Source organism: Bacteroides sp., assembly GCF_028690125.1.
Lineage (GTDB): Bacteria > Bacteroidota > Bacteroidia > Bacteroidales > Bacteroidaceae > Bacteroides.
Map to the genome: position 1 here is coordinate 224,222 of NZ_JAQVBV010000003.1, position 22,773 is coordinate 246,994.

The following is a 22,773-nucleotide window of genomic DNA, read 5'->3' on the forward strand; positions in this document are numbered from 1 at the left end:
GCAATTGTAATTAATTGATGATGTGCAAGAGTCTTTGTCATTCGGAACGTAGTGAAGAATCTCTTTTTTGATACATTCAAGAACAGATTCTTCGACAAACTCAGGATGACAAACCAAAATGATAGCATATAATTCTTTTGGGACATCCCCAATAGATTAAAATAGAAAAGAAAGCGGCTCCCTTCCTCACGAAGAGAGCCGTTTTTATTCACTAAAAAATCATGAAAAACAAACACTGTTTTCTACTTATCTATAGAGTGTGAATTATATGTTATTTTGATTTTGTTCTCTTCTTAAATGATTATCATTTGACTTTCTCATTTGAGTAGCTTTGGCGCGACCTGCTTCTTGCTCAGCTTTCCATTTTTCGTATTGTAATTTAGTCAAAATCTTTTTTATTTTTTTCTCTTTGGCTTCGGCTTCTTTCTTTAAAGTTTCAGCCAAATCATTGTCTAATTGCATACGTGGTCTTTCTGCCCCCATTCTGTTGGAGAATCCGCCTTCTTTCATCATAAGAGGTTCACCTTCACCCATTGGCGGACGCCCTTTTCCCCTGCCAAAACTATTTCTTGTGAAGGAATCTTGATTACTTGCGTTTTGCATTATATTGAATCGTTTCTTCTCCTCTTTCAAATTTATTTTGTAAATCTTGTTGTATTGCTTTTCGGTTAGCTGCAATGATCTTTGCATCTGTTCTGTTATTCGTGTCGCAATCTTTTCCGGATTAGGAACCTCACGAGGAAGGCGTTTCTTCTGCTGTTGCTTTTCTTGAGACTCCGGTACTTCTTGTGCTATAACAAGATTGGTAAAAGTCAGTAAGCATAGTATAGCTCCAACAAGTTTCATTCTATTTTTCATATCTGTTGTCCTTTTAATTGATTTTATTGATTCAAAGTTAAGTATATGTAGGAACTGAGAAAAATAAAATCGACCAGAAACGGTGTTTTGTCTATCAAGGGTTACAGAAATGATTCGTTTGGATCTCTTTATCAGTTATTTTATTAAACTTGATTTGCAGTGTAGTCAATATGGGCTTTGCCTTTAAAATAATTTTGATAAAGATTCCGGGAATTTCTAATGGCTTTATTTTTTTCCCAATACTTCTCAAATAGTAGATACTAAATAGAAGCATTGGGAAGGGAATATAACTTTCTATTAATATTATATCTTTATTTTACTCTGAACCATAAGGTACCAGTTTTGACAGGAAATTATTCTTTCTCTCCGTATGCCAGGTCACCTGCATCTCCCAGCCCAGGTACTATATAAGAATGATCGTTGATTTCCGGGTCGATAGCTGCACACCAGATCGTTGTCTTATCTTGAGGGAATACATTTTTTATATGCTCAATGGCCTGTTGGCTAGCAATAATGGAAGCTATGTGGATTTCAGAAGGATGTCCTTTAGTCAGCATCGCCTGATAACTTAATTCCATGCTACTGCCGGTGGCTAACATCGGGTCAGTGATTATTAATGTTTTTTCATCAATACGGGGCGAAGCTATATATTCAATGTGTATATCAAATTTCAGCTTATCTTTGTATTTTCTATATGCAGAAACGAAAGCATTTTCAGCTTGGTCGAAGTAACTTAAAAAGCCCTGGTGAAAGGGTAATCCGGCACGAAGAATGGTACTGATTACTAATTTATTATCCGGAGTGCTGACCGGAGCAATTCCCAGTGGTGTCTGGATATTCTTTACCGAATATTGCAGTTCCTTGCTTATTTCATACGCCATAATTTCCCCAATTCGTTCGATGTTGCGGCGAAAGCGTAGTCGGTCATTCTGAACTTCTACATTTCTGATTTCAGATACGTATTGGTTTAAAATAGAATTTTCTTGGCTAAAATCAATTACTTTCATACTATAATTTAATCATTATTTAATCTCATTTTCATCGAGTTGATATCATACTGACTTGCAAAGTAAATGATAATCTTTCAAATTGCAATATTCAGTTTGCAGATATTGTTAGGAATTTATAAAAGAGATTCGATTAGGGAAAAATTTCTCTAATAGCTTCTTCCTTTTCAAAGAAAGTATTACTTTTGTACCCGGATTTACAAGGGAGTACCCAAAACTCCTCCATGTTAAGGTAAAAGAGATAATAAAACGAAATACCAATTTTTAATTAATTCAAAAGAAAATGGCAAATTTAGATTTAAGCAAGTACGGTATCACAGGTGTGACTGAGATTGTGCACAATCCGTCTTATGACGTTTTGTTCGCTGAAGAAACAAAACCGAGTCTGGAAGGTTTTGAAAAAGGCCAGGTAACTAACATGGGCGCTGTAAACGTAATGACTGGCGTTTATACAGGACGTTCTCCTAAAGATAAATTCTTCGTAAAAGACGAAACCAGCGAAAATACAGTATGGTGGACTTCTGAAGAATACAAAAACGACAATAAACCGGTTGATGCAAAATGCTGGAAAGCTGTTAAAGAATTGGCAACTAAAGAACTTTCTAACAAGAGATTGTTCGTTGTTGATGCTTTCTGTGGCGCTAACGAAAATTCTCGTCTGAAACTGCGCTTCATCATGGAAGTTGCTTGGCAGGCTCATTTCGTAACAAATATGTTCATCCGTCCGACAGCTGAAGAATTGGCTAACTTTGGTGAACCTGATTTCGTTATCATGAACGCTTCTAAGGCTAAAGTTGAAAACTACAAAGAACTGGGCTTGAACTCAGAAACTGCAGTTGTATTCAACTTGAGTGAAAAGATTCAGGTTATCCTGAATACTTGGTATGGTGGTGAAATGAAGAAAGGTATGTTCTCTTACATGAACTATTTGTTGCCTTTGCAAGGTATGGCTTCTATGCACTGCTCTGCTAACACAGACAAAGAAGGTAATAGCTCTGCTATTTTCTTTGGTTTGTCCGGTACAGGTAAGACTACTTTGTCTACTGACCCGAAACGTCTGTTGATCGGTGATGATGAACACGGATGGGATGACGAAGGTGTATTCAACTTCGAAGGTGGTTGCTACGCTAAAGTTATCAACTTGGATAAAGAAAGCGAACCGGACATCTGGAATGCTATCAAACGCGACGCTTTGTTGGAAAACTGTACTGTTAATGCTGAAGGTGAAATCAACTTCGCTGACAAATCAGTAACAGAGAATACTCGTGTTTCTTATCCTATCTACCACATCGAAAACATCGTTAAACCGGTGTCTAAAGGTCCTCATGCTAAACAAGTTATCTTCTTGTCAGCTGACGCATTCGGTGTATTGCCTCCGGTATCTATCCTGAACGCAGAACAAACTAAATATTACTTCTTGTCTGGATTTACAGCTAAATTGGCTGGTACAGAACGTGGTATTACTGAACCGACTCCGACATTCTCTGCTTGTTTCGGTGCTGCTTTCTTGTCACTGCACCCAACTAAATATGGTGAAGAACTGGTGAAGAAGATGGAAAAGACTGGTGCTAAGGCTTACTTGGTAAACACTGGTTGGAATGGTTCCGGCAAACGTATCTCTATCAAAGATACTCGTGGTATTATCGACGCTATCCTTGATGGTTCTATCGACAAAGCTCCGACTAAGGTTATTCCTTTCTTTGACTTCGTTGTTCCTACAGAACTTCCGGGTGTTGATCCGAAGATCCTTGACCCACGTGACACTTACGAATGTGCTTGTCAATGGGAAGAAAAAGCAAAAGATTTGGCTGGACGTTTCCAAAAGAACTTCGCTAAGTTTACAGGTAACGAAGCTGGTAAAGCTTTGGTTGCTGCTGGTCCGAAACTCTAATTTATTAGATTCAGATATTCAAAAGGCGGTTCCTATAAGGGACCGCCTTTTTCTGTATTTATCTTTCATTTCTATAAGATAAACCTCTACAAACAAGGAATGAAAGTAATAACTTGTAAATATGTCAGTTATATTGTATCTTTGTGTAGATATGATATGAATCAAACTACTGAGATATGAGAAAATTACAATCATTTCTTTGCTGCTTTATTCTTTTGTCGGTGGGGCTGTGTACAAATGCAGAAGAACGTGTATATGCTGTGTCTGAATTTGGACTGCAAGCTAACAGTAAAAAAAATGTCGGTCCTGCTCTCCGGAAGGTGATTGCTAAAATAAGGAGAGAGTACGAAGCAGGTGATAAAATAGTCTTGAGATTCTCTGCCGGAAGATATGACTTTTATGAAGCCGGTGCTGATGAATGCGAATACTATATATCTAATCATGATCAGAGTAATCCCAAAAAGGTAGGAATGGCTTTGGAAGATTTATCCAATTTTACATTGGACGGACAAGGTGCTGAATTTGTTTTTCACGGAAGAATGATTCCATTGTCTCTATTGCGTTCTAGCAATTGTACGTTGAAAGATTTTAGTATTGACTTTGAAAATCCGCATATCGCACAGGTAGAAATTATTGAGAACTCTCCGGATAATGGAATTACCTTTAAACCGGCTTCATGGGTGAAATATCGGATTAATAAAGATTCTGTGTTTGAAAATTATGGTGACGGATGGCAAATGCAACCTGGTAGTGGCATTGCCTTTGAGAAGAAAACGAAACGGCTGGTATATAATACCAGTGATTTGAATTGCCCGACTAAAGGTGTCAGAGAAACGTCTAGTGGTAGTCTGAATGCTCCTCAATGGAAAGATAAACGTCTGATTCCGGGGACAGTGGTTGCAATGCGAACCGGAGAACGTCCTACACCCGGTATTTTTCTATCTCATAATAAGAATGTTACTTTACAGAAGGTGAAAATACATTATGCCGAAGGCATGGGAGTATTGGCACAGCTTTGTGAGAATATTACTTTAGATGGATTCGATGTTTGCCTGAAAGGGGAACAAGATCCGCGCTATTTTACTACACAAGCAGATGCTACACATTTTTCCGGTTGTAAGGGAGTGATTGTTTCAAAAAATGGGCTTTATGAAGGAATGATGGATGATGCAATCAATGTGCATGGTACTTACCTGAAGGTTGTTAAGCGGCAGGATGATTACACATTGGTGGGACGTTATATGCATAATCAAGCTTGGGGATTCGATTGGGGATTTCCGGGTGACAGTGTGCAGTTTATCCGTTCGGAAACTATGGAAATAACGGGTGAAGCAAATCATATTGTTTCTATTCGTCCTTATGATAAAGAAAGGGTACAGGGTGCCTGTGAGTTTTCTATCACTTTTCAGAAACCTGTTGATCCGGTGATTGATGAAAAGGAAGGCTTTGGTATTGAAAATCTGACATGGACACCTGAAGTTGTATTTACCAATAATGTGATTCGTAATAATCGTGCTCGCGGAAGTCTATTTAGTACTCCACGGAGTACAATCGTAGAAAATAATCTTTTTGATCATACTTCAGGAACTGCGATTCTTTTCTGCGGGGATTGTAATGGATGGTTTGAGACAGGAGCTTGCCATAATGTGCTAATCCGTGGGAACCGCTTTGTGAATGCTCTCACTAATATGTTTCAATTTACAAATGCTGTTATTTCTATTTATCCGGTAATTCCTAATCTGAAAGATCAACAGAGATATTTTCACGGAGGAAAAGAAGGAGGGATTATTATTGAAAATAATGAATTTGAAACCTTTGATGCACCGATATTGTATGCCAAATCAGTAGATGGCTTGATTTTTCGCAATAATATAATAAAGAAGAATTTTGATTATAAGCCATTTCATTGGAATCAGAGCCGTTTCTTGCTGGAGCGGGTGACCAATGTGAAGATTTTGGAGGATTGATAACAGATAACAACATAAATATTGATAGAACTTTGACTAGAACATGATTGTTGATTACTTGAAACTTTTTTTTACGTTTGCTAAAATAGGAATGTTTACCATTGGAGGTGGATATGCCATGATTCCGTTAATAGAACGGGAAATAGTAAACAAACGTTGGATGAGTAAGGAGGAATTTATGGAAATGTTTGCTCTGACTCAATCCTTACCCGGGGTTTTTGCTGTAAATATATCTATTTTTGTTGGGTATAAACTTTATAAAGTAGGGGGAAGCCTTGTTTGTGCGCTGGCTACCATTTTGCCTTCTTTTGTTATTATGATGCTGATTGCCATGTTTTTTTCACGGTTTCAGGACAATGAGATTATGATTCGTATTTTTAATGGCATACGTCCGGCGGTAGTAGCGTTGATTTTATTCCCTTGTATTTCTGCAGTTAGAGCTTTGAAACTGAAATATGTGCAATTACTTGCTCCGGCTATAGCGACAGTATTGATCTGGCAGTTTGGTTTGTCACCTGTTTATATTGTGTTGGCGGGGATTGTGGGTGGAATGGTATATACATTGTGGTTGAAGCAAAAACTTATAGATAAACAGGTATGATATATTTGCAATTGCTTTGGGTATATCTAAAGATCGGAACTTTTGGCTTTGGAGGTGGTTATGCAATGCTTTCATTGATACAACATGAGATTGTAGATCGTCATCATTGGCTGACTTCTCAACAGTTTACTGATGTAGTGGCAATTTCTCAAATGACTCCGGGACCAATTGGGATTAACAGTGCGACCTATGTAGGATATGCCGTGACACAGAGTGTTTGGGGAGCTGTTCTGGCTACTGTTGCGGTTTGTTTGCCTTCATTCTTTTTAGTATTGCTCATTTCTTATTTTTTTGTGAAATGCAGGGATAATAAATATATTAAAGCTGCTATGTCGGGATTGCTCCCCATGTCCGTTGCTTTGATTGCATCCGCTTCATTGTTGATGATGAATAAAGAGAATTTTATCGATTATAAAAGTATTGGTATTTTTGCCACAGCTTTTGTGGTAACGTGGAAATGGAACCTTCATCCTATTTTATTGATTTGTTTAGCGGGGGGGATGGGATTGATTTTGTATTAAGGCTTGGGAATTCGTAATTTTCGTACTATAATATAATTGCATATGAAATATCTGGATACTGATAAACAAACTTGCATCGATCTCAGCATAACGGATGGTGTGCAGGACGAGCAGGCTCTTTCCTCTTTGTTTTTGAAAACAGAAACGAAGCAGGGGAAATCTTTAATGTTGGAATGGATCATGTATCCGCTGAGTGATTGGGACATGATTTGTAAAAGACAGCAACTTGTTGCTTGGGATACTCTGCCGGAGCTTCCTTTAAATGAGGAAGAATTGGACTTTATAGAGTATTACCTGAGTTATCGTGACCAGATCAGAGAAGCCAATGTTATCATGTCTTGTGCTACGATTATTGACCGGCTCGTGAGATATGATTCTAAGCGTTATGTCATTTGTAGGGGAGTAGAGCTTGTTGTTTGTATGCTACATCATTTGGAGAAGTGGATAACAGGTTTACAAGAAAATGTACCGCAACTTTGGAGGGAAACCGTCAATCTGGTAAATGATACTCTGCATGGAAGTGAGTTGGAAAGTGTTTTACAACAGACGTCTGAAGAGGATACCCGATTCTCTAATTATGTGATAGATAAATATGATTATTTATTCCGATGCACCCGCTTGTTATCTTTAAAGGAATTGTTGTCTGTTATTTATATGTTAGATGTTTGCCGTACTGCCCATCGGGTAGCTAAAGAAAGAAATCTTTGTTGTAGCCCGAATATTGTGTGGAGTATGGATTTTTCAGTAGAAGGAATAGTGCATCCTTTTGTGAAGAATGCGCAAGAAAACAATTGGGAAATGTATCAAGGCAATATCTGCCTTTTTACTGGGTCTAATATGGCAGGGAAATCGACTACGCTGAAAGCTTTAACTATGGCAGTCTGGTTGGTACATTGTGGATTGCCTGCCCCTGTGAAATCAATGATTTGTCCTCTTTATGAAGGGATATATACTTCAATTAATTTACCTGATTCTTTGAGGGACGGGCGAAGTCATTTTATGGCGGAAGTTCTTCGTATTAAAGAGGTATTGGAAAAAATGGGAAAAGGAAAAAGGTGTTTGGTGGTATTGGATGAAATGTTTCGCGGTACAAATGCGAAAGATGCTTTTGAAGCCTCTGTTGCAGTGAACGAAATATTAAAGGACTTCACTAATTGTCATTTTCTTGTTTCTACGCATATTCTTGAATATGCAAAAGCCTTTGAGAGAGATAATTCCTGTTGTTTTTATTATATGGAAGCAGAAATTAAAGAAGATCGTTTTGTGTGTCCGCATCGGTTGCAAAAAGGAATATCAGAGGCTAGAGTAGGTTATTGGTTAGTGAAAAAACTATTGATGTGCTAACACTAATAATGTCACAGTAAGAGACTGTTTTTATTGCTCTCACTGTGACATGTACTTTTAATGTTGAATCCTGGAATTTATTTTACTGTTACCTTATAAACGCAAACGTGGTGGTACTCTTCTCCCGGAGATAAAACAGTAGACGGAAAGTCCGCATGGTTGGGGCTGTCCGGGAAATGTTGCGTTTCCAATGCCAGACTGGCTCTGCGTTCATAACTTTTTCCTCCTTTGCCAATCTCAGTTCCGTCGAAAAAGTTTCCACCATAAAATTGAATTCCGGGTTCGGTGGTGAATACCTCTAAGAATCTGCCGGACTTTGGTTCGTAAACCGTTGCAGCCAGTTCCAGATTATTCTTGCTTTGTCTTGTCAATATCCAGTTATGATCGTATCCGTGTCCGAATTTTAATTGTTCATAGTCATTGTCTACACGCTCGCCGATAAGAGTCGGTTTCCGGAAATCCATAGGAGTTCCTTCGACAGTCAGTTGTTCACCCGTAGGAATCAATACGCCATTGACCGGAGTGAATTTATCTGCGTTCAGCATCAGTTCATGGTCGTTGATCGTTCCGTTACCGGCTCCATGCAGGTTGAAGAATGAGTGGTGAGTGAGGTTAATAACTGTGCGTTTATCTGTGGTTGCATGGTGAGTTACGATAAACTCATTGTTTTCCGTCAATTCGTAAGTCATCTTTACATCCATATTTCCGGGATATCCTTCTTCACCATCTTTAGACAAGTAGGTGAGTTCGAGTTTTCCGGGACTAACTTGCTTTACATCCCAAACTACCATATCGAAACCCTTTGTTCCGCCATGCAGACTGTTTGGTCGGTCATTCGTCGGCAATTGATATTGTACACTGTCCAGTGTGAATTTTCCTTCGGAAATTCTGTTTCCGTAACGACCGATGGTTGCACCGAGAAATCTCTCGCCGGTGAAATTGACGTATTTGTCAATGCAGTCGTGACCTAAAACAATGTCTTCGAAGTGACCGTCTTTGTCCGGTGCGAAGAACTCTACTACTCTTGCGCCGAAATTAGTGACTGTTATTTCGAGACCGTTTTTGTTTTTGAGTGTATATAAGTCTGTATTCTTTCCATCAACGACTGACTGGAAATTCTCTCTCTTCACTTTTGAGTGCAAAGCAGGTTGTTTTGAGCATGCGCTGGTCATCATAATGATTACTAAAGTTATTATTATATTTTTCATTGTTAGTCTACTTTGTTGCTTGGATTCCGTTTACTTATATCCCTCGTCTAATAGCTTTGGTGTATGCGAGTTTTGCATCCGAAGATACCGCCTGCAATATTTCCCGGAAGAGCTTTCAGTTTTACTGTGATCTTATTCTTTTCTTTTGTAAGCGTTGAGGGAATAGGATAACACTTGTCCATCAGGATGTCGAAAGTTTCGGTACGCAGACTTTGTTCGGCAATCTTAAAGTCGTCGATAAAGATTTCGAAACTTCGGTTTCCACCATCTGTACTATGGTAGGTCAGTACCAATTCGATGGACTGTTCCGGTTTTACTTCGAGGTCGTATGAGAACCATCCGTTATCAGCGTCCCGCCATCCGGCGTTTGCATCGGAGCGTGTCTGCTCTCCTTGCAAGTTGTGGCTCTTTTCGGATGCTTCATTACCTATAATCACTTGGTCGATTACTCTGGACTCATCGTGTAAGTTCTTTTTAATGGCTTCGCCGTTTGACGGTAGCCATACTTTCATTTCTCCTGCCCCCCGATAGGCTCTTGCATAGTAGGGAATGAAATTGATTGTCGCAGGTTGTTCTTCAATACTCTTTTTGTCCGGCGAGATGGAATATTTCTCTCCTGCACCGCGAATGACGTAAGCTCCGTTGAGGAAAGTAGTAGTTTTATCTACCTCGAAATTCGCCTTTTCCGGCAAGGAAAGGTTGAATACACTTCCATCGTTGTCGGCAAACTCGGCACAATAAACGATTGGGCCTCTTTCTACTGCCACCAGATTATTATTTGTTTTTACTGCTTTATTCGTAATGACCTGATGTACATCCATCGGTAAGGAGATACTAATTTTATCTCCTTTTTCCCATTGGTGGTTGATAACTGCATAACCGTTTTCTTTTTTGAAAGAGTAGGGAACATCATTGATATTAATCTTTATTTCGTTCTCTTTTCCGTTGATATATTCGTATAAGTCGGAAGGTACTGCTTTGTTCTCTGCCCATCCGGGGATTCTAATTTTGAGATCGAATTTATCTGTTTCCAAGTCATTTACAACAAGGTGTATCTCTCCGTCCCAAGGATAATTTGTGTTTTGTTGGAGTACTACTTTTTTGCCGTTGAAGTCAATCTCGCTGGTGCTTCCTACAAAGAGGTTTGTATAAATGCTTTTTTCATCAGTTGCGTAAACGTAACCCGGAATGGCAGGTATGAAACGCGCAAGATTAGTAGGGCAACAAGAACAGCCAAACCATAAACTGCGTTCCTGTCCCTTTTTATTTGCTTCCAATACATTCGGATAGAAGAATTGGTCACCACTTAGTGAAATACCGCTTAAAACGGTGTTGTAAAGTGAGCGTTCCAATACATCGAAGTATTTTGATTCTCCATGTAATCTGAACATACGCAGGTTAAACATACAATTGGCAATAGAAGCGCACGTCTCACAATAGGCAGTGGCATTGGGCAACTCGTAATTCTCTCCGAATGCTTCATTTTCACTTCTGGCGCCTAGTCCTCCGGTTAAATACATCTTTTTACTTACGATGTTATCCCAGATGGTGTCGATGGCGTTAAGATAGTCTTTGTCGTTTTTATGAATCGCTATGTCTGCCATACCCGAATAGAAATATAAGGCACGCACCGCATGTCCGAAGGCTTCTCTTTGTTGTACGGCAGGCAAGTGGTCTTGCCAGTATTTTCCGTTTTTACGAAGATCGTTGGATGATGGATCAAATTTGCGATGACCTCTGCATTCCAGAAAAAAGCGAGCTTGATCCAAATACTTCTTATCTCCGGTTGCTTCATAAAGACGAACAAGAGCCATTTCGATAACAGCGTGTCCCGGTGACATGATGATTCCGTTTTCGTTGAAGACACTGCATACTAAATCTGCGTTCTTGATAGCGGCGTCTAACAGTATACGTTTGCCGGTAGCATAATAATAAGCAACACCCGCTTCGTACAATTCTCCTGCATTGAAAGTTTCGTGGCTCAAATCCCAATCTTTTTCCCATCTGTTTTCTCCTACCCAGGGATGAAGAGGATTATTGATAGTTTTGTTGGTAAAAAGATAGCCATCCGGTTCCTGAGCAGATACAACAATCGTGATGATGCTGTCCAGATATGATTCCAATTCCGGATCTTTGTGTACGCTCAACAGATATGAAGCACCTTCTATCATTTTGTATACTTCGGCATCATCAAAGGGGTATATCGACTGATACTTGCCTTCTTTCAGACCTCCTGCAATGGCAAAGTTGTCTATATATCCTGCTTTTTCACTTTTCTCAAATGCATAACGAATTGTTTTTGTGCGGAGAGTATCGAGACGTTGGCTCCAGAATTTGTCATTGAAGTGAACGTTAGTAAAAGAAACCGGCTTTATAGGATATCTGTCTTTTTGGCAGGCCGAAGTACAAAGGAGGATAAAGAGTAATGCTATAAAATTTGGATTTATTTTCTTCATAATTTATATCTTTAAATGTGTTCTCTTATTAATATTATCGGTATCTGTCATTAAGTACTTAGTGAAGAATATCTTTTCTTTATAAACACGTAGAGAGTAGATTTTTCACTACGTTCTGAATGACAAATTGTATAAGTTAATTGTACTGATTTACTTAATATAACATCATAATTAGTCTATAAAATGTAGGTGCAGATTATGCCGATTAACGCTGTTTATTCCTCTTGCAATGATACGAAAAACCTTGAAATCCGTGTAATCCGTGCCTAATAATACAAAGTAATGCCGTAAAAGTACTTATAGTTGAGTCTATTGCAAGCAATTATTATGTCGTAAGCTCTTTCTGTATCTGTTCCAATGTTTTATTCTTTGTTTCAGGAAGCTTTAAAGCGAAAAAGAAACTAAGAGCCATCATCACAGCAAAGAAACCAAAGATAAATGTACCTCCCGTTTTGATAAAGACGGGAAACATCCAAGATAACAATGCAGACCATACCCAATGAGTCATACTGCCGAAAACCTGTCCTTTGGAACGTACACTGTTAGGAAATACCTCGGAAATGATTACCCAGATCGTGGCTCCCAGGGAAATAGCGAAGAATGCTATAAATCCCATCAAACATACCAACATATAATATCCGGAAATAGTTTCTGTAGAGAATCCCCGGGCTACTAATGCCAATGCAATGGTCATTCCGATGGAACCGATATAAAGTAATTTTTTCCGTCCTACTTTATCAATCAGTATCATTCCGATCATTGTAAAGACTAAATTGGTCAATCCGATAACGATAGACTGCATCATTGCCGAATCTCGGAATAATCCCGACATCTCGAATATGCGTGGAGCATAGTAAAGTATTGCGTTGATACCCGATAACTGATTGAATGTTGCAATAAAAAAAGCATATAGAAGGGGCTTCATGTATCTTTTCTGGAAAAGTTTTTCTCCATTGCCCGAAGTAGAAACCAATGATTCTTTGATAGCGGTTAGTTCCTTCTGTATATTGTGTTCTCCTATTCTTTCAAGTGTTTTCCTTGCATCTCCTTCCCTTCTTTGTTGCATTAGCCATCTGGGACTTTCGGGAACCGTATAGAGCAATATGCCGAACAATAAGGCCGGTATTGCCAATACTCCGAGCATCCAGCGCCAATCATCGGGGATGCCATTAATAAAATAATTGGAGAGATAAGCCAATACGATACCCAGTACAATGTTGAACTGGAAAAACGCTACAAATCGTCCTCGCCAGTGTGAGGGTGAAATCTCGGCAATATACATAGGGCCTACTACCGAAGATGCTCCGACAGCTATACCTCCCAAGAATCTGAAAAATATAAAAGAGTACCAATTGACAATCAGTGCGCTGCCCAAAGCAGAAAAAAGATATAAAAAAGCAATTACTTTCAGTGAATTGAGCCGGCCGTACTTATCGACCGGTTTGCTACAAACGAGTGCACCAACGATGGTACCTATCAAAGCAGTTGCAATTGTAAATCCGTGGGCAAAATCCGACAATCCGTAAATCTGTTGGATTGATTTTTCTGCTCCGGAAATTACTGCTGTATCAAATCCAAAGAGTAAACCTCCTAACGATGCCACAAAAGCGACATAGAACATAAAACCTTTAACAGAATTCTTTTTCATGGTATATGATGATTAAGTTTATAAATGAATCGTGTTTGCGTTTATAATCCAAATTCTATTCTGTTGATAACATGGTCCTGATAGCATTCGTCCAATTCGACAAAATAACCACTCCATCCCCATACACGAACAATCAGATGTTTGTAATTCTCAGGATGTTTCTTGGCGTCCAACAGTTTTTCCCTGCTTACGGTATTGAGTTGTAGTTGATGTCCTCCGAGTGTGATAAAAGTCCTAACTAACATACCGAGTTTCCTTACACTTTCATTGTTGTTGAAGACCGATTGGTCAAATTCCAGTGTCAGAGGCCCTCCATTGATTACATTCTTCAGATGAGGTTTGGTAAAGGATTTAATTACAGATACTGGACCTTTCTGCTGCATGAATAAAGTAGGCGAATAATTGGCCGGGATCATCTCTTCCGCTTTACGCCCGTCCGGAGTCGCTTTTAAATCATTCGCATGGAAGATGTAATACATGGCAGTACCGGTGCCTGCACGATATACACCTCCGCGCTCGTTTTTCTTGTTGCTTAATGCTTTGTCGAAAGAATCTAATAAGGTAGTACATATAGAGTCTACGTAATCATCATCTTGTCCCATCTTAGGAGCTTCTTTACGTAATAAATTCTCTAGCTCGGGTTCCTTCTCGAAATTATCTTGCAAGGCATCCAGCAAAGTTTTAGCATCAATGCGTTTTTCTTCAAAGTAATATTTCTTAATGGCGGCCAGTGAGTCGGCTGCTGTGGCAATTCCCGTACCGTGAATTCCGTAGTTATTGTATTTGCTTCCAAAGGATATATCTTTAGCTCGTTCGATTGTTCCCTCCATGAGTAGAGACATCATGGGAGCAGGAATGATATATAGATTTTTGTGTTCTTCGCAAATTTCGTCTGCTCTTTTCTGTATTTGTTGCTCTACCAACCGATAGAAAGATTCATAATCCGGGCAACTCTCAAGTTTGTCGAGACATTCTTTTACGCAGAGTATCAGGGATAGCCCCGCAATATTAGGGATATCTAAAGCATATTTGGGTATAATGAACTCCCAGCAAGCTGCAACTACATAATTATATGCGTCTTTATTTTCGTATCCTTTCCGTAATAGTCCGGGTATGACAATATCGTCATTGCTATATTGAGGGAATCCCAGCCCTTTCTTGGTGAGATGTGAACCGAGTTCGTAAATCTCTTCCGGCGTATTTTTATCTACACGAATGTTTATTTTAGGGTCTATCAACTCCAACTCATAGCTGGCTTTCAGACACATTCTGGATAATTCGTTGAACATATATTCGCCATTTGCGTTGCGTCCTCCCAATACCATACTTTGTCCATTGTCACCTTGCTGCATACCCGGATAAAGATCGCTATCCTTATTGCAGGTCAGGAAGAATTCCTCCAACAAATCGAATGCTTCTTCTTGTGTCAGGATACCTTTTTCAATATCGTTCTTATAATACGGATACATATATTGATCGAAACGTCCGAACGTGTTGTGGTAATTGCCTGCTTCCCAAATGGCGAAGTGAAGGATGCGTAGGATTTGCAATGCTTCTCTGAAGCTGCTTGCGGCATTCGTTTGGATTGTTTTCAGTACATCTGCCGTATCGTTTTCGCCTATGTAACGTGCGTGCTCTTCGTACTTACTAATCAGTGACTGCAAGGATGTGAGACAAATGTGAGTTGCATTTAGAAAAATAGTACCTTCTTCATCAAGATCAGAATCTTTTAGTCTTTCTTCGATCTCTTTTTTACGAGCTGCTAATCCTACTTTAATGGTCGTTTCGTAGTCGGGAGAAATATTGCATACCGTTCCACGCTCGTGAATATAATGAGCAACTTTTATTTTATCCCATTCTTCTTTTGTATAGATTTCCGGCACTTCGTTGATAGTTCTGGTAAAAACAATCTTTTCACCTGGTAAGATAACAGGCACTTCTTTTGATAATAAAGTAGAAAAACACATTGCCGAACGTAGTACCGGTGGCATATCTTTTTTTACAAAAGAGTTACTCATATCGGTCACTTCTAATTCTTCTATACTTCTTCTGAACGAATGATGCTTTTTATCCAGAATATAATTTCTAAGGTTTTTTATTCTTGCATTCATAAGGTAATGACTTTTATATTTGCTTTTTCGAATACATTTTTATAGATAGCAGGTTTCTTTTCTGTATCAAACAGAGGTTTATACTCCTGTCCAATCATCGTATATTTAGCTCCGGCAGTTTGGTGATAAGGCAACAGTTCTACACGTAGCAAAGACGGGGCGTCTTTTATCAATGATGCAACTTTTCTCATATTGTCTTCCGAATCATTGACTCCGGGTATTAATGGTATTCTTATGATAAAATCTATGCCTGATGAACATAAGAATTCCAGATTCTTTAAGATAACTTTATTGTCTGCACCTGTATATTGTTTATGTATCAACGGATTGGTATGCTTGATATCCATCATAACTAGATTGAACATAGGAGCGACCTTACGAAAGGTATCGGTATCAATATATCCGCTTGTTTCTATGGCAACGTGTATGTCCGGCTTAACTCTTTCCAGAACATCTATCATAAAATCAGATTGTAGTAGAGGTTCGCCTCCGGTAAATGTGACTCCTCCTTCGTTTAATTGGTAGATGTTTTGATTTCTCAATATTTGGTTGGCCAGTGCTTCGGAAGATATTTCGTAACCACATATACTTTGCTCTTTTTTCTTGATCATGTATTGAGGTTGGGGAGAAATGCCTTCCGGGTTGTGGCACCATTTACATCGCAAAGGGCAACCTTTAAGAAATATAGTTGTCCGGATGCCGGGTCCATCATGGATGGCAAACTCTTCTATACTAAAAATAGTTCCCTTCTTCATTGTGCTTTATTTATCTGCTGCAAAGATAAAGTTTTTATCCCAAACTGGTACGGTCTGGTACGCTTATTTTATGTGTTTTAAAACATAGACTAAAGTGTATCGTGTATTAAGGGGTAAATAAAGGTAAATCAGAGATTTATATATTATGTTATTGCATTTGTAAATATGTTATAGTAATTATTTTATAAGTTAAATCGCCCTTCTGCTTAATAGAGCAGAAGGGCGATCATATCAAAGTAGGTAGTCAGTTTAGTTCATTACTTTGCCTGTTTCTTTATCTACACTCTGTGTATGAGATAAGGTTCCTTCAAAAAACTTTTTCACAGGATAAGTAGGATCATTTAAATCCATATACGAATACTTCATGTAGACTCTTGTCACTAGATTTTCCAACTTATTATCATATGGGTCGTCTGTACGTTCTTGTTCAACCCATGCATCACCTTCGGAGTGCAATTCCTTATCCGTATTCTTCGAACCAAGAGTGATATTGGTATATCTACGAATTTCTGCACCTGTAGAGTTATCTACACGGTCTTCGTAAGCTGCTTTATCGACTTCTATGGTCATTGTATACAAAGCTCGGTTGATGTTATCTTCTGCAATATCGCCCATATAGAGGTAGCACTTATTAGCTCCAAGTGTGAACAAGGAACTGGAAGAAACAGCTAATTTTTGGTCCGGCATGGATGCTTCCCAAACATTACCACTAACAGTATATGAACCTGAAATAAAATTGCTGATATTAAGGTTGATCAACAATTTACTATAACTACTCCATGCAATTTCATAAGCCGATACCTTGTTTATCTGTAACGGAAGGATGTAATTGTTGTATAAATCAAAATTGCGCAGATCGATAGTTAGGGGAATAATGCTATAATCTACTCCTGCAGGAATAGTGACCGTTGCTCCTTTCGGAAAATGATACATATTTTCCGAAGGCAATTGATAATACAATGCTTGGTTATTACGATAACGCTCAAAGTTGTAATTGGCCAATGTGTCAGGGTCTAAAGCTATTGTTACTTCAATATTCTGATCGTTCTTTGAGGTTCCGCTTACCAATACCGGAATATTCAGATCGAGTATTCCTTCATCTGTAAAGTCAATATTGTATTTCTGCATTCCATTTTTAGTCAAAGACACTTTTTTTGCAAACTGCTCATCAGGAATGTTATTGTCGCAGGAGGTTACTGCGCATACCATCAAAAGTGATGCTGTATATACATATAATTTATTCATAAGATTTATATTATCTATGTTTAGATGCTATGATTTTATTTCCATCCCGGTGCTTGAGTCAGACGAGGATTGCGTTTCATCTCGTTTGTATGAATCGGCCATAAATATTGTCTTTCAATAAATGACTTTTTCATGGAAGAGATTATCACCGGAGTATAGAAGCGTTGTTTTTGCTCATTAGAGCTGGACATTTCCATATTGCAGCCTCGGATTGGTTCATTTTGTTCTTTCATGGAATCTAGCCAGCGGTTAAGGTCAAGATAACGTTTGGCTTCACCAAACAATTCAACTTGGCGTTCATGTTTAATAGCTGCTTCAAATGCCGATACATTTTCATATACATTATCCTCGTAATCGGGTAAACCGACACGAACCCGGATAGGACGAATACAGTCGTGCATAGCTTTCGGATCTCGGCTCACAACGATAGCAGACTCACCTGTAAAATTGGGAATTGAATATTCTTTCGTCAGATGATTCATTGCTTCAGCGTACCATAAGAGTACCTCGGCATAACGAACTATCGGTTCGAACTTATTACAGATTTTTGCTCCTGTCTTGTTATTAGCATCTTCTTCGAAATAGAATTTGTACATGGTACAACCAGTATATACATGATTGTCTATCTGTGCCAGGTTTTTTCCGTCTCTCTCACCTTTGTAGTAGATTGCCGGTTGGTTATGAAATTTAGTCCCACCTTCAGTAATGCTGGTACATCCCCATATTTTTCCGTTGTATCCTATAGAAACATAGAAACGTGGTTCACGATGTACATAACGCATGGAAATGTCATTTTCAGCATAGTTACATGGCTTTTCAGCCTTTGCCGGATCGTAGAATCCTTCCGTAATATACGGATACTCAGTAGATGAATTGGTAATATCCCGTCCGTCTGCCATCTGATAAGCATCTACTTGTTTCTGAGTAACGGCTATACAATTCCAGCCCCCCTGATAATATGGAATACAGTGTTCAATAAGAGGCACAATCTGATCTTTGTTGGCATTGGCCCAGATGATTTCTTTAATCTGGCTTTGTACAACGTCTCCGTTGAACACTTGCTGATAGGACAGGAAGGGGTCTATGTTTGCCCAACCTTGTGGGAAATCTGCATCTGAGTAACCTGCTTTGCTTGGCGGTACTACTGTTTCATTGTTTATTTTTGCTGTATAAAGTTCATATATACCCATGTCGATGACTTCTTTAGCAGCAGCTGCAGCTTTTGCCCATTTTTCTTCGTTCATCACGTTTTCTACTAACTGACGGCTCTTATCATCTTTGAGTTGGTATAGTGGTGTTTTTTCACTATTGTAGAGTGGGCTGGCTGCCAGAATCAACATTTTGGCGCGAATGGCTAAAGCAATACCTTTGGTAGCGCGCATGATATCCGATTTGTTACGTGTCTCAGGTAGATTCGTTGCTGCTATTGCCAGCTGTTCAGATACATAGTCGGTACACTCTTGCATGGAATTTCGAGGAGTAGAAAGTTTTACGTAAGATTCTTCTACATCTAGTCCTTCTTCCGGTAGAATAGGTACCGGACCAAAACGTTCGATTAGTTTATAATAAATATAGGCACGTACAAAACGAGCTTGTGCTTTTGCATCGGCACGCTCTTTTTGTGACATTTCCATACACTTGTCTATGTTGGTTATGAAAAGGGAAGTGCGGCGAATACCTTCATAGAAACGTCCCCAAGGATCATTTTCTCCCTGATCGCTAGGAGTATATTCTCCATTTTGATAAAATTGATTTCTGTTAGTCCGTTGTTCTAGCCAGTCGCCATAAATGAGATCGTCTGCCATAAACAAAAAACCACAGTTGTCTTTGCGCATATCTATTTTGCTAATATGATCGAATATAGAACTATAGCATGTTGCCAGCCAGCCTTCTGTATATCCTTTATTGACCCAGATGGAGTCGAACATCAATGTATCATTGAAGTATTTGTCGGTGTCCAGGTAATCACTGCAAGAAGCAAGTGAGAGCCCCAAACCACAAACCACTGTATATATTATCTTTTTCATGTACGTTTTATGTTTTTTCATGCGTTAGAAACTTAATTGAACACCTACTGTATAGGTTTTATTGATAGGGTATCCCATACCATCGCCTCTACCGGCTTCTGCATCCCACCATTTGAATGGGCTGAAAACTGCCAAATTGTTGCCCAAGAAGAAGAAACGTGCTCTTTCGATGAAACATTTGCGGGTTATTATCCCCGGGAGAGTATAACCAATTTCTAAAGTTTTCAGTCGGAGGTAACGTGAACTGCGCAACCAGTAAGTGGAAGATTGGTTGTTGTTGGCATTATCTCCGTAGGTCAGGCGTGGGAAAATAGCATCTGCTCTTTCCGTATCTGCCGAACCGGAATACTCTCTGGAAATCCAACGATTGTTTGGGTTAGCTACGTAAGTCAGTATATTTCCAGTTTCGCCACCACTGAATGGACGGGTCCAGCCTTCGAGCATGAATGAACTTTTACCCGATCCCTGGAAGAGAATGTTGAAATCAATATTTTTCCAAGTAGCATTACCACCAAAACCATATGTCAGGTTGGGAGTATCTGTATAGCCCAAAGGAACAATATCATCTTTGTTTATAATTCCGTCACCATTCACATCTTTGTATTTGATGTCGCCTGGTTTGCAAATGCTCCCAAAGTCCTGTTTCGGTCTGTTGTCTATTTCTTCCTGGCTTTCGAAAAGTCCTTCTGCAATTAAGCCTTTCATTTGATTGTGCCGATAGCCTTTTCTCATTTGATATGTTAAAGCATTGGCAGCCTCGTCACTATCCAGCACTTCGTTGATTGCATACGTCAGATTACCTCGTAAGGTTATATCCACTTCACCTACCTTTTTATGAATTGCAAAGTTACCATCTATACCTTTCGATTCCATTTCTCCGATATTAGCCCAAGGCTTCAGGTGTTCCACGCCAACGGTAAAAGGAATCTGTCCGCGTTCCATGAAGATGTTTTTACGGTGATCTTTAAAAATATCGGCTGTTAAAGTAAACAAACCATCCCATAAACTAAGGTCGATACCTAAGTCCCATTTGACAGCGGTTTCCCAAGTCAGTCTGCTGGCGCCTAATTTCTCAATGACATATCCACCGATATGGTTAGAGCCGGACTCACCAAAGCTGAACCCCTTCTCATTATCACTTATTATGGTAGAGATAAATGGAAAACGATCGGCATCATTATTACTGATTCTGTCGTTACCTACTTCGCCGTAAGATGCACGAATTTTAAATACTTCCAGCCATGAGGAAGTACGTTTCTTTATCCATGGCTCTTCGGAAAGTACCCATCCCAAGGCAACTGCGGGGAAAAATCCGAATCGATTCTTTTTTTGAAAGTTCTCCGAACCTGTATAACCGAAGTTTCCTTCTACCAAATAACGGTCTTTGTATCCATAAGTGACACGACCGGACAGAGCCATATTTCGTTTTGGAATACCCATTTTAATATTTGTTCCTACATCGTTGGCATTAGCTATTTCCTCTTGGTAGTAGAGTAACAAACCGCTTACGCGATGATCGTTTCCAAATAAACGTTCGTAATTTAACGAAGCCTCTGTGTAATAACGACGATTACCATTGTTATCGCTTGATTGGGATAATGGACTGGATGACCTTACGCGACGCATTACCAGATCTCCGTTGCTGTTCCGCTGAGGTTCGGCATAATACATATTCGGGCTTTTGCTGCGTTTAATAACTTGATTATTGTAAGTATCGAAAGCAAAACGGCCGGTAAAAGAAAGACCTTTAGTGATAAAACCTAATTCTTGTTTCAATGTTACATTGGTCTCCATCTTACTTTCCGTGCCTTGTCTATAACCTACACGATTGATTACTGCATCTGGATTCATCTGAAAACCATCGCCATAAGTTGGAACCATACCATTGGAATACATGATAGGAACACGTACCGGGGCTAAAGCTCCCAAAGAGTTCCAGATAGCGTCCGAATCACTTGTCGGACCATTGTTTAATGCAATCCAACCGCCAATACCCAACTCTACAATAGTGCTCTTTGTAATATTTACATCTACGTTTGCACGGTAGTTATAACGTTTATAATCTACGTTTGTATTGTATGAGTTATAATCACGTGTTTTGTACATACCCTGCTCGTTGTAGTAGCTACCCGAAATATAATAACGAGCCGTGCTACCGCCGCCGCTAATATTCAAAGAAGCTTTGTAACTGGGAGAAGTTTTTCTCATGGCATAGTCGCGCCAATTTACATTGGGATATAAATCAGGGTCCAAACCATATTGAATGACATCAATCTCTTCATCTGTATATAAAGGATCTTGATTACGCGAAAATTTGGCTTCATTTACTAATCTGGCATATGTTACTCCGTCTACGAATTCAGGCATATTCGTATGTGCTAATACTCCATATTCTCCTTTAAAGTTAATATTTACTTTACCTTCTTTACCCTTTTTAGTCGATACAAGTATTACGCCGTTTGCACCACGCTGACCGTAAACTGCGGTGGCAGAAGCATCTTTTAAGACAGAGAAAGATTCAATGTCTTCTACATTTATCTCGTCGAGATTGCGTTCGATGCCATCTACCAAGACTAGGGCAGAAGCGTTTGCACCGAAAGTCGAGATACCACGTATCCAGAATTCAGATACGTTTTTGCCTGGTTCTCCAGTTGTCTGCATAGCAATAATCCCTGGGACATTACCTGCCAAAGCATTACTTACATTGGCAGAAGCCACTCCTTTCAGTGTTTCGGGGTTGATAGTCGTAATAGCTCCTGTTTGCGTAATCTTTCGTTGTACACGGTTACCTGATACAATAACGACTTCTTCAATCTTTTTACTAGCCTCCTGCATGACGATATTTCCCAACTTGGATTTTCCTTGAACAGGAACTTCTTTGTTGTCGTAGCCAATATACGTGAATACCAAAATATCATAAGCATTTGCTTTAATAGAGAATGCACCATTCATGTCAGTGGTAGTACCCAAACCCGGTTGGTTTTTGATGGTAATGCTGGCACCAATTAACGGTTCGTTGGTTTCATCTTTAACGATACCTGTAACGGTGAGTTGCTGAGTCGTTTCCTGCGCAAAAGCAAAGCCTATGACTAGCATTACTGTGATTAATATGGATTTCTTTATATAATTCATAA

Annotated in this window: 15 protein-coding genes; 5 read left to right on the forward strand and 10 right to left on the reverse strand. The window is 39.2% G+C overall.

Annotated features, from left to right (window positions below):
* Nucleotides 1-264: 264 nt before the first annotated feature.
* The gene (locus tag PHO71_RS03695; RefSeq protein WP_300199068.1) at nucleotides 265-858 is read right to left on the reverse strand and encodes a hypothetical protein; all 594 of its coding nucleotides are present in this window, start codon (nucleotides 856-858) and stop codon (nucleotides 265-267) included.
* 353 nt (nucleotides 859-1,211) lie between these two features.
* The gene (gene upp, locus PHO71_RS03700) at nucleotides 1,212-1,865 is read right to left on the reverse strand and encodes a uracil phosphoribosyltransferase (protein ID WP_300199071.1); all 654 of its coding nucleotides are present in this window, start codon (nucleotides 1,863-1,865) and stop codon (nucleotides 1,212-1,214) included.
* A 283-nt stretch (nucleotides 1,866-2,148) separates the two neighbouring features.
* Here upp and pckA point away from each other — a divergent pair, with 283 nt between their 5' ends.
* The 5 genes from pckA to PHO71_RS03725 all read left to right on the forward strand — a co-directional run bounded on the left by pckA (nucleotide 2,149) and on the right by PHO71_RS03725 (nucleotide 8,189).
* Nucleotides 2,149-3,756 carry a phosphoenolpyruvate carboxykinase (ATP) gene (gene pckA / locus PHO71_RS03705; protein WP_300199073.1) on the forward strand — a complete coding sequence of 536 codons (1,608 nt, stop codon included), beginning with the start codon at nucleotides 2,149-2,151 and terminating at the stop codon, nucleotides 3,754-3,756.
* Between the two features lie 176 nt (nucleotides 3,757-3,932).
* On the forward strand, nucleotides 3,933-5,723 hold the full coding sequence (locus tag PHO71_RS03710) for an alpha-1,3-galactosidase B (protein WP_300199075.1): 1,791 nt from the start codon (nucleotides 3,933-3,935) through the stop codon (nucleotides 5,721-5,723).
* 43 nt (nucleotides 5,724-5,766) lie between these two features.
* Nucleotides 5,767-6,324 carry a chromate transporter gene (locus PHO71_RS03715; RefSeq protein WP_300199078.1) on the forward strand — a complete coding sequence of 186 codons (558 nt, stop codon included), beginning with the start codon at nucleotides 5,767-5,769 and terminating at the stop codon, nucleotides 6,322-6,324.
* The gene (locus PHO71_RS03720) at nucleotides 6,321-6,845 is read left to right on the forward strand and encodes a chromate transporter (protein WP_300199081.1); all 525 of its coding nucleotides are present in this window, start codon (nucleotides 6,321-6,323) and stop codon (nucleotides 6,843-6,845) included. Before PHO71_RS03715 ends, PHO71_RS03720 begins: the two co-directional genes overlap by 4 nt.
* Before the next feature lie 42 nt (nucleotides 6,846-6,887).
* Nucleotides 6,888-8,189 carry a DNA mismatch repair protein MutS gene (locus PHO71_RS03725; protein WP_300199084.1) on the forward strand — a complete coding sequence of 434 codons (1,302 nt, stop codon included), beginning with the start codon at nucleotides 6,888-6,890 and terminating at the stop codon, nucleotides 8,187-8,189.
* A gap of 77 nt (nucleotides 8,190-8,266) precedes the next feature.
* Here the strand turns inward: PHO71_RS03725 and PHO71_RS03730 are convergent, their stop codons facing one another.
* From PHO71_RS03730 to PHO71_RS03765, 8 genes are all read right to left on the reverse strand, one after another.
* Nucleotides 8,267-9,397: an aldose epimerase family protein gene (locus tag PHO71_RS03730; RefSeq protein ID WP_300199087.1), complete on the reverse strand. Its 1,131-nt coding sequence runs from the start codon at nucleotides 9,395-9,397 to the stop codon at nucleotides 8,267-8,269.
* A gap of 47 nt (nucleotides 9,398-9,444) precedes the next feature.
* Entirely contained in the window at nucleotides 9,445-11,853 is a 2,409-nt protein-coding gene (locus PHO71_RS03735; RefSeq protein ID WP_300199090.1) for a beta-L-arabinofuranosidase domain-containing protein, read from the reverse strand.
* Nucleotides 11,854-12,178: 325 nt separating this feature from the next.
* Nucleotides 12,179-13,501: a sugar porter family MFS transporter gene (locus tag PHO71_RS03740; protein WP_300199093.1), complete on the reverse strand. Its 1,323-nt coding sequence runs from the start codon at nucleotides 13,499-13,501 to the stop codon at nucleotides 12,179-12,181.
* A gap of 41 nt (nucleotides 13,502-13,542) precedes the next feature.
* A complete protein-coding gene (locus PHO71_RS03745; RefSeq protein WP_300199096.1) occupies nucleotides 13,543-15,612 on the reverse strand; it encodes a pyruvate formate lyase family protein in 2,070 nt (689 codons plus the stop codon).
* Nucleotides 15,609-16,367, reverse strand: a complete 759-nt coding sequence (locus PHO71_RS03750) for a glycyl-radical enzyme activating protein (protein ID WP_300199099.1) — start codon at nucleotides 16,365-16,367, stop codon at nucleotides 15,609-15,611. The genes PHO71_RS03745 and PHO71_RS03750 overlap by 4 nt, the downstream gene beginning before the upstream one ends.
* Nucleotides 16,368-16,616: 249 nt before the next feature.
* Nucleotides 16,617-17,612 (reverse strand): DUF4973 domain-containing protein, encoded by a 996-nt coding sequence (locus tag PHO71_RS03755; RefSeq protein ID WP_300199102.1) that lies wholly within the window; start codon nucleotides 17,610-17,612, stop codon nucleotides 16,617-16,619.
* Nucleotides 17,613-17,647: 35 nt separating this feature from the next.
* Complete coding sequence (locus PHO71_RS03760) at nucleotides 17,648-19,639, reverse strand: RagB/SusD family nutrient uptake outer membrane protein (RefSeq protein WP_300199105.1); 1,992 nt, start codon at nucleotides 19,637-19,639, stop codon at nucleotides 17,648-17,650.
* 24 nt (nucleotides 19,640-19,663) lie between these two features.
* Entirely contained in the window at nucleotides 19,664-22,771 is a 3,108-nt protein-coding gene (locus tag PHO71_RS03765) for a TonB-dependent receptor (protein ID WP_300199108.1), read from the reverse strand.
* Nucleotides 22,772-22,773 lie beyond the last annotated feature (2 nt).

Coding starts and splice junctions, on each gene's coding strand:
- PHO71_RS03695 (WP_300199068.1), bottom strand. CDS start 858: ATGAAAAATAGAATGAAACTTGTTGGAGCTATACTATGCTTACTGACT.
- upp (WP_300199071.1), bottom strand. CDS start 1,865: ATGAAAGTAATTGATTTTAGCCAAGAAAATTCTATTTTAAACCAATAC.
- pckA (WP_300199073.1), top strand. CDS start 2,149: ATGGCAAATTTAGATTTAAGCAAGTACGGTATCACAGGTGTGACTGAG.
- PHO71_RS03710 (WP_300199075.1), top strand. CDS start 3,933: ATGAGAAAATTACAATCATTTCTTTGCTGCTTTATTCTTTTGTCGGTG.
- PHO71_RS03715 (WP_300199078.1), top strand. CDS start 5,767: ATGATTGTTGATTACTTGAAACTTTTTTTTACGTTTGCTAAAATAGGA.
- PHO71_RS03720 (WP_300199081.1), top strand. CDS start 6,321: ATGATATATTTGCAATTGCTTTGGGTATATCTAAAGATCGGAACTTTT.
- PHO71_RS03725 (WP_300199084.1), top strand. CDS start 6,888: ATGAAATATCTGGATACTGATAAACAAACTTGCATCGATCTCAGCATA.
- PHO71_RS03730 (WP_300199087.1), bottom strand. CDS start 9,397: ATGAAAAATATAATAATAACTTTAGTAATCATTATGATGACCAGCGCA.
- PHO71_RS03735 (WP_300199090.1), bottom strand. CDS start 11,853: ATGAAGAAAATAAATCCAAATTTTATAGCATTACTCTTTATCCTCCTT.
- PHO71_RS03740 (WP_300199093.1), bottom strand. CDS start 13,501: ATGAAAAAGAATTCTGTTAAAGGTTTTATGTTCTATGTCGCTTTTGTG.
- PHO71_RS03745 (WP_300199096.1), bottom strand. CDS start 15,612: ATGAATGCAAGAATAAAAAACCTTAGAAATTATATTCTGGATAAAAAG.
- PHO71_RS03750 (WP_300199099.1), bottom strand. CDS start 16,367: ATGAAGAAGGGAACTATTTTTAGTATAGAAGAGTTTGCCATCCATGAT.
- PHO71_RS03755 (WP_300199102.1), bottom strand. CDS start 17,612: ATGAATAAATTATATGTATATACAGCATCACTTTTGATGGTATGCGCA.
- PHO71_RS03760 (WP_300199105.1), bottom strand. CDS start 19,639: ATGAAAAAGATAATATATACAGTGGTTTGTGGTTTGGGGCTCTCACTT.
- PHO71_RS03765 (WP_300199108.1), bottom strand. CDS start 22,771: ATGAATTATATAAAGAAATCCATATTAATCACAGTAATGCTAGTCATA.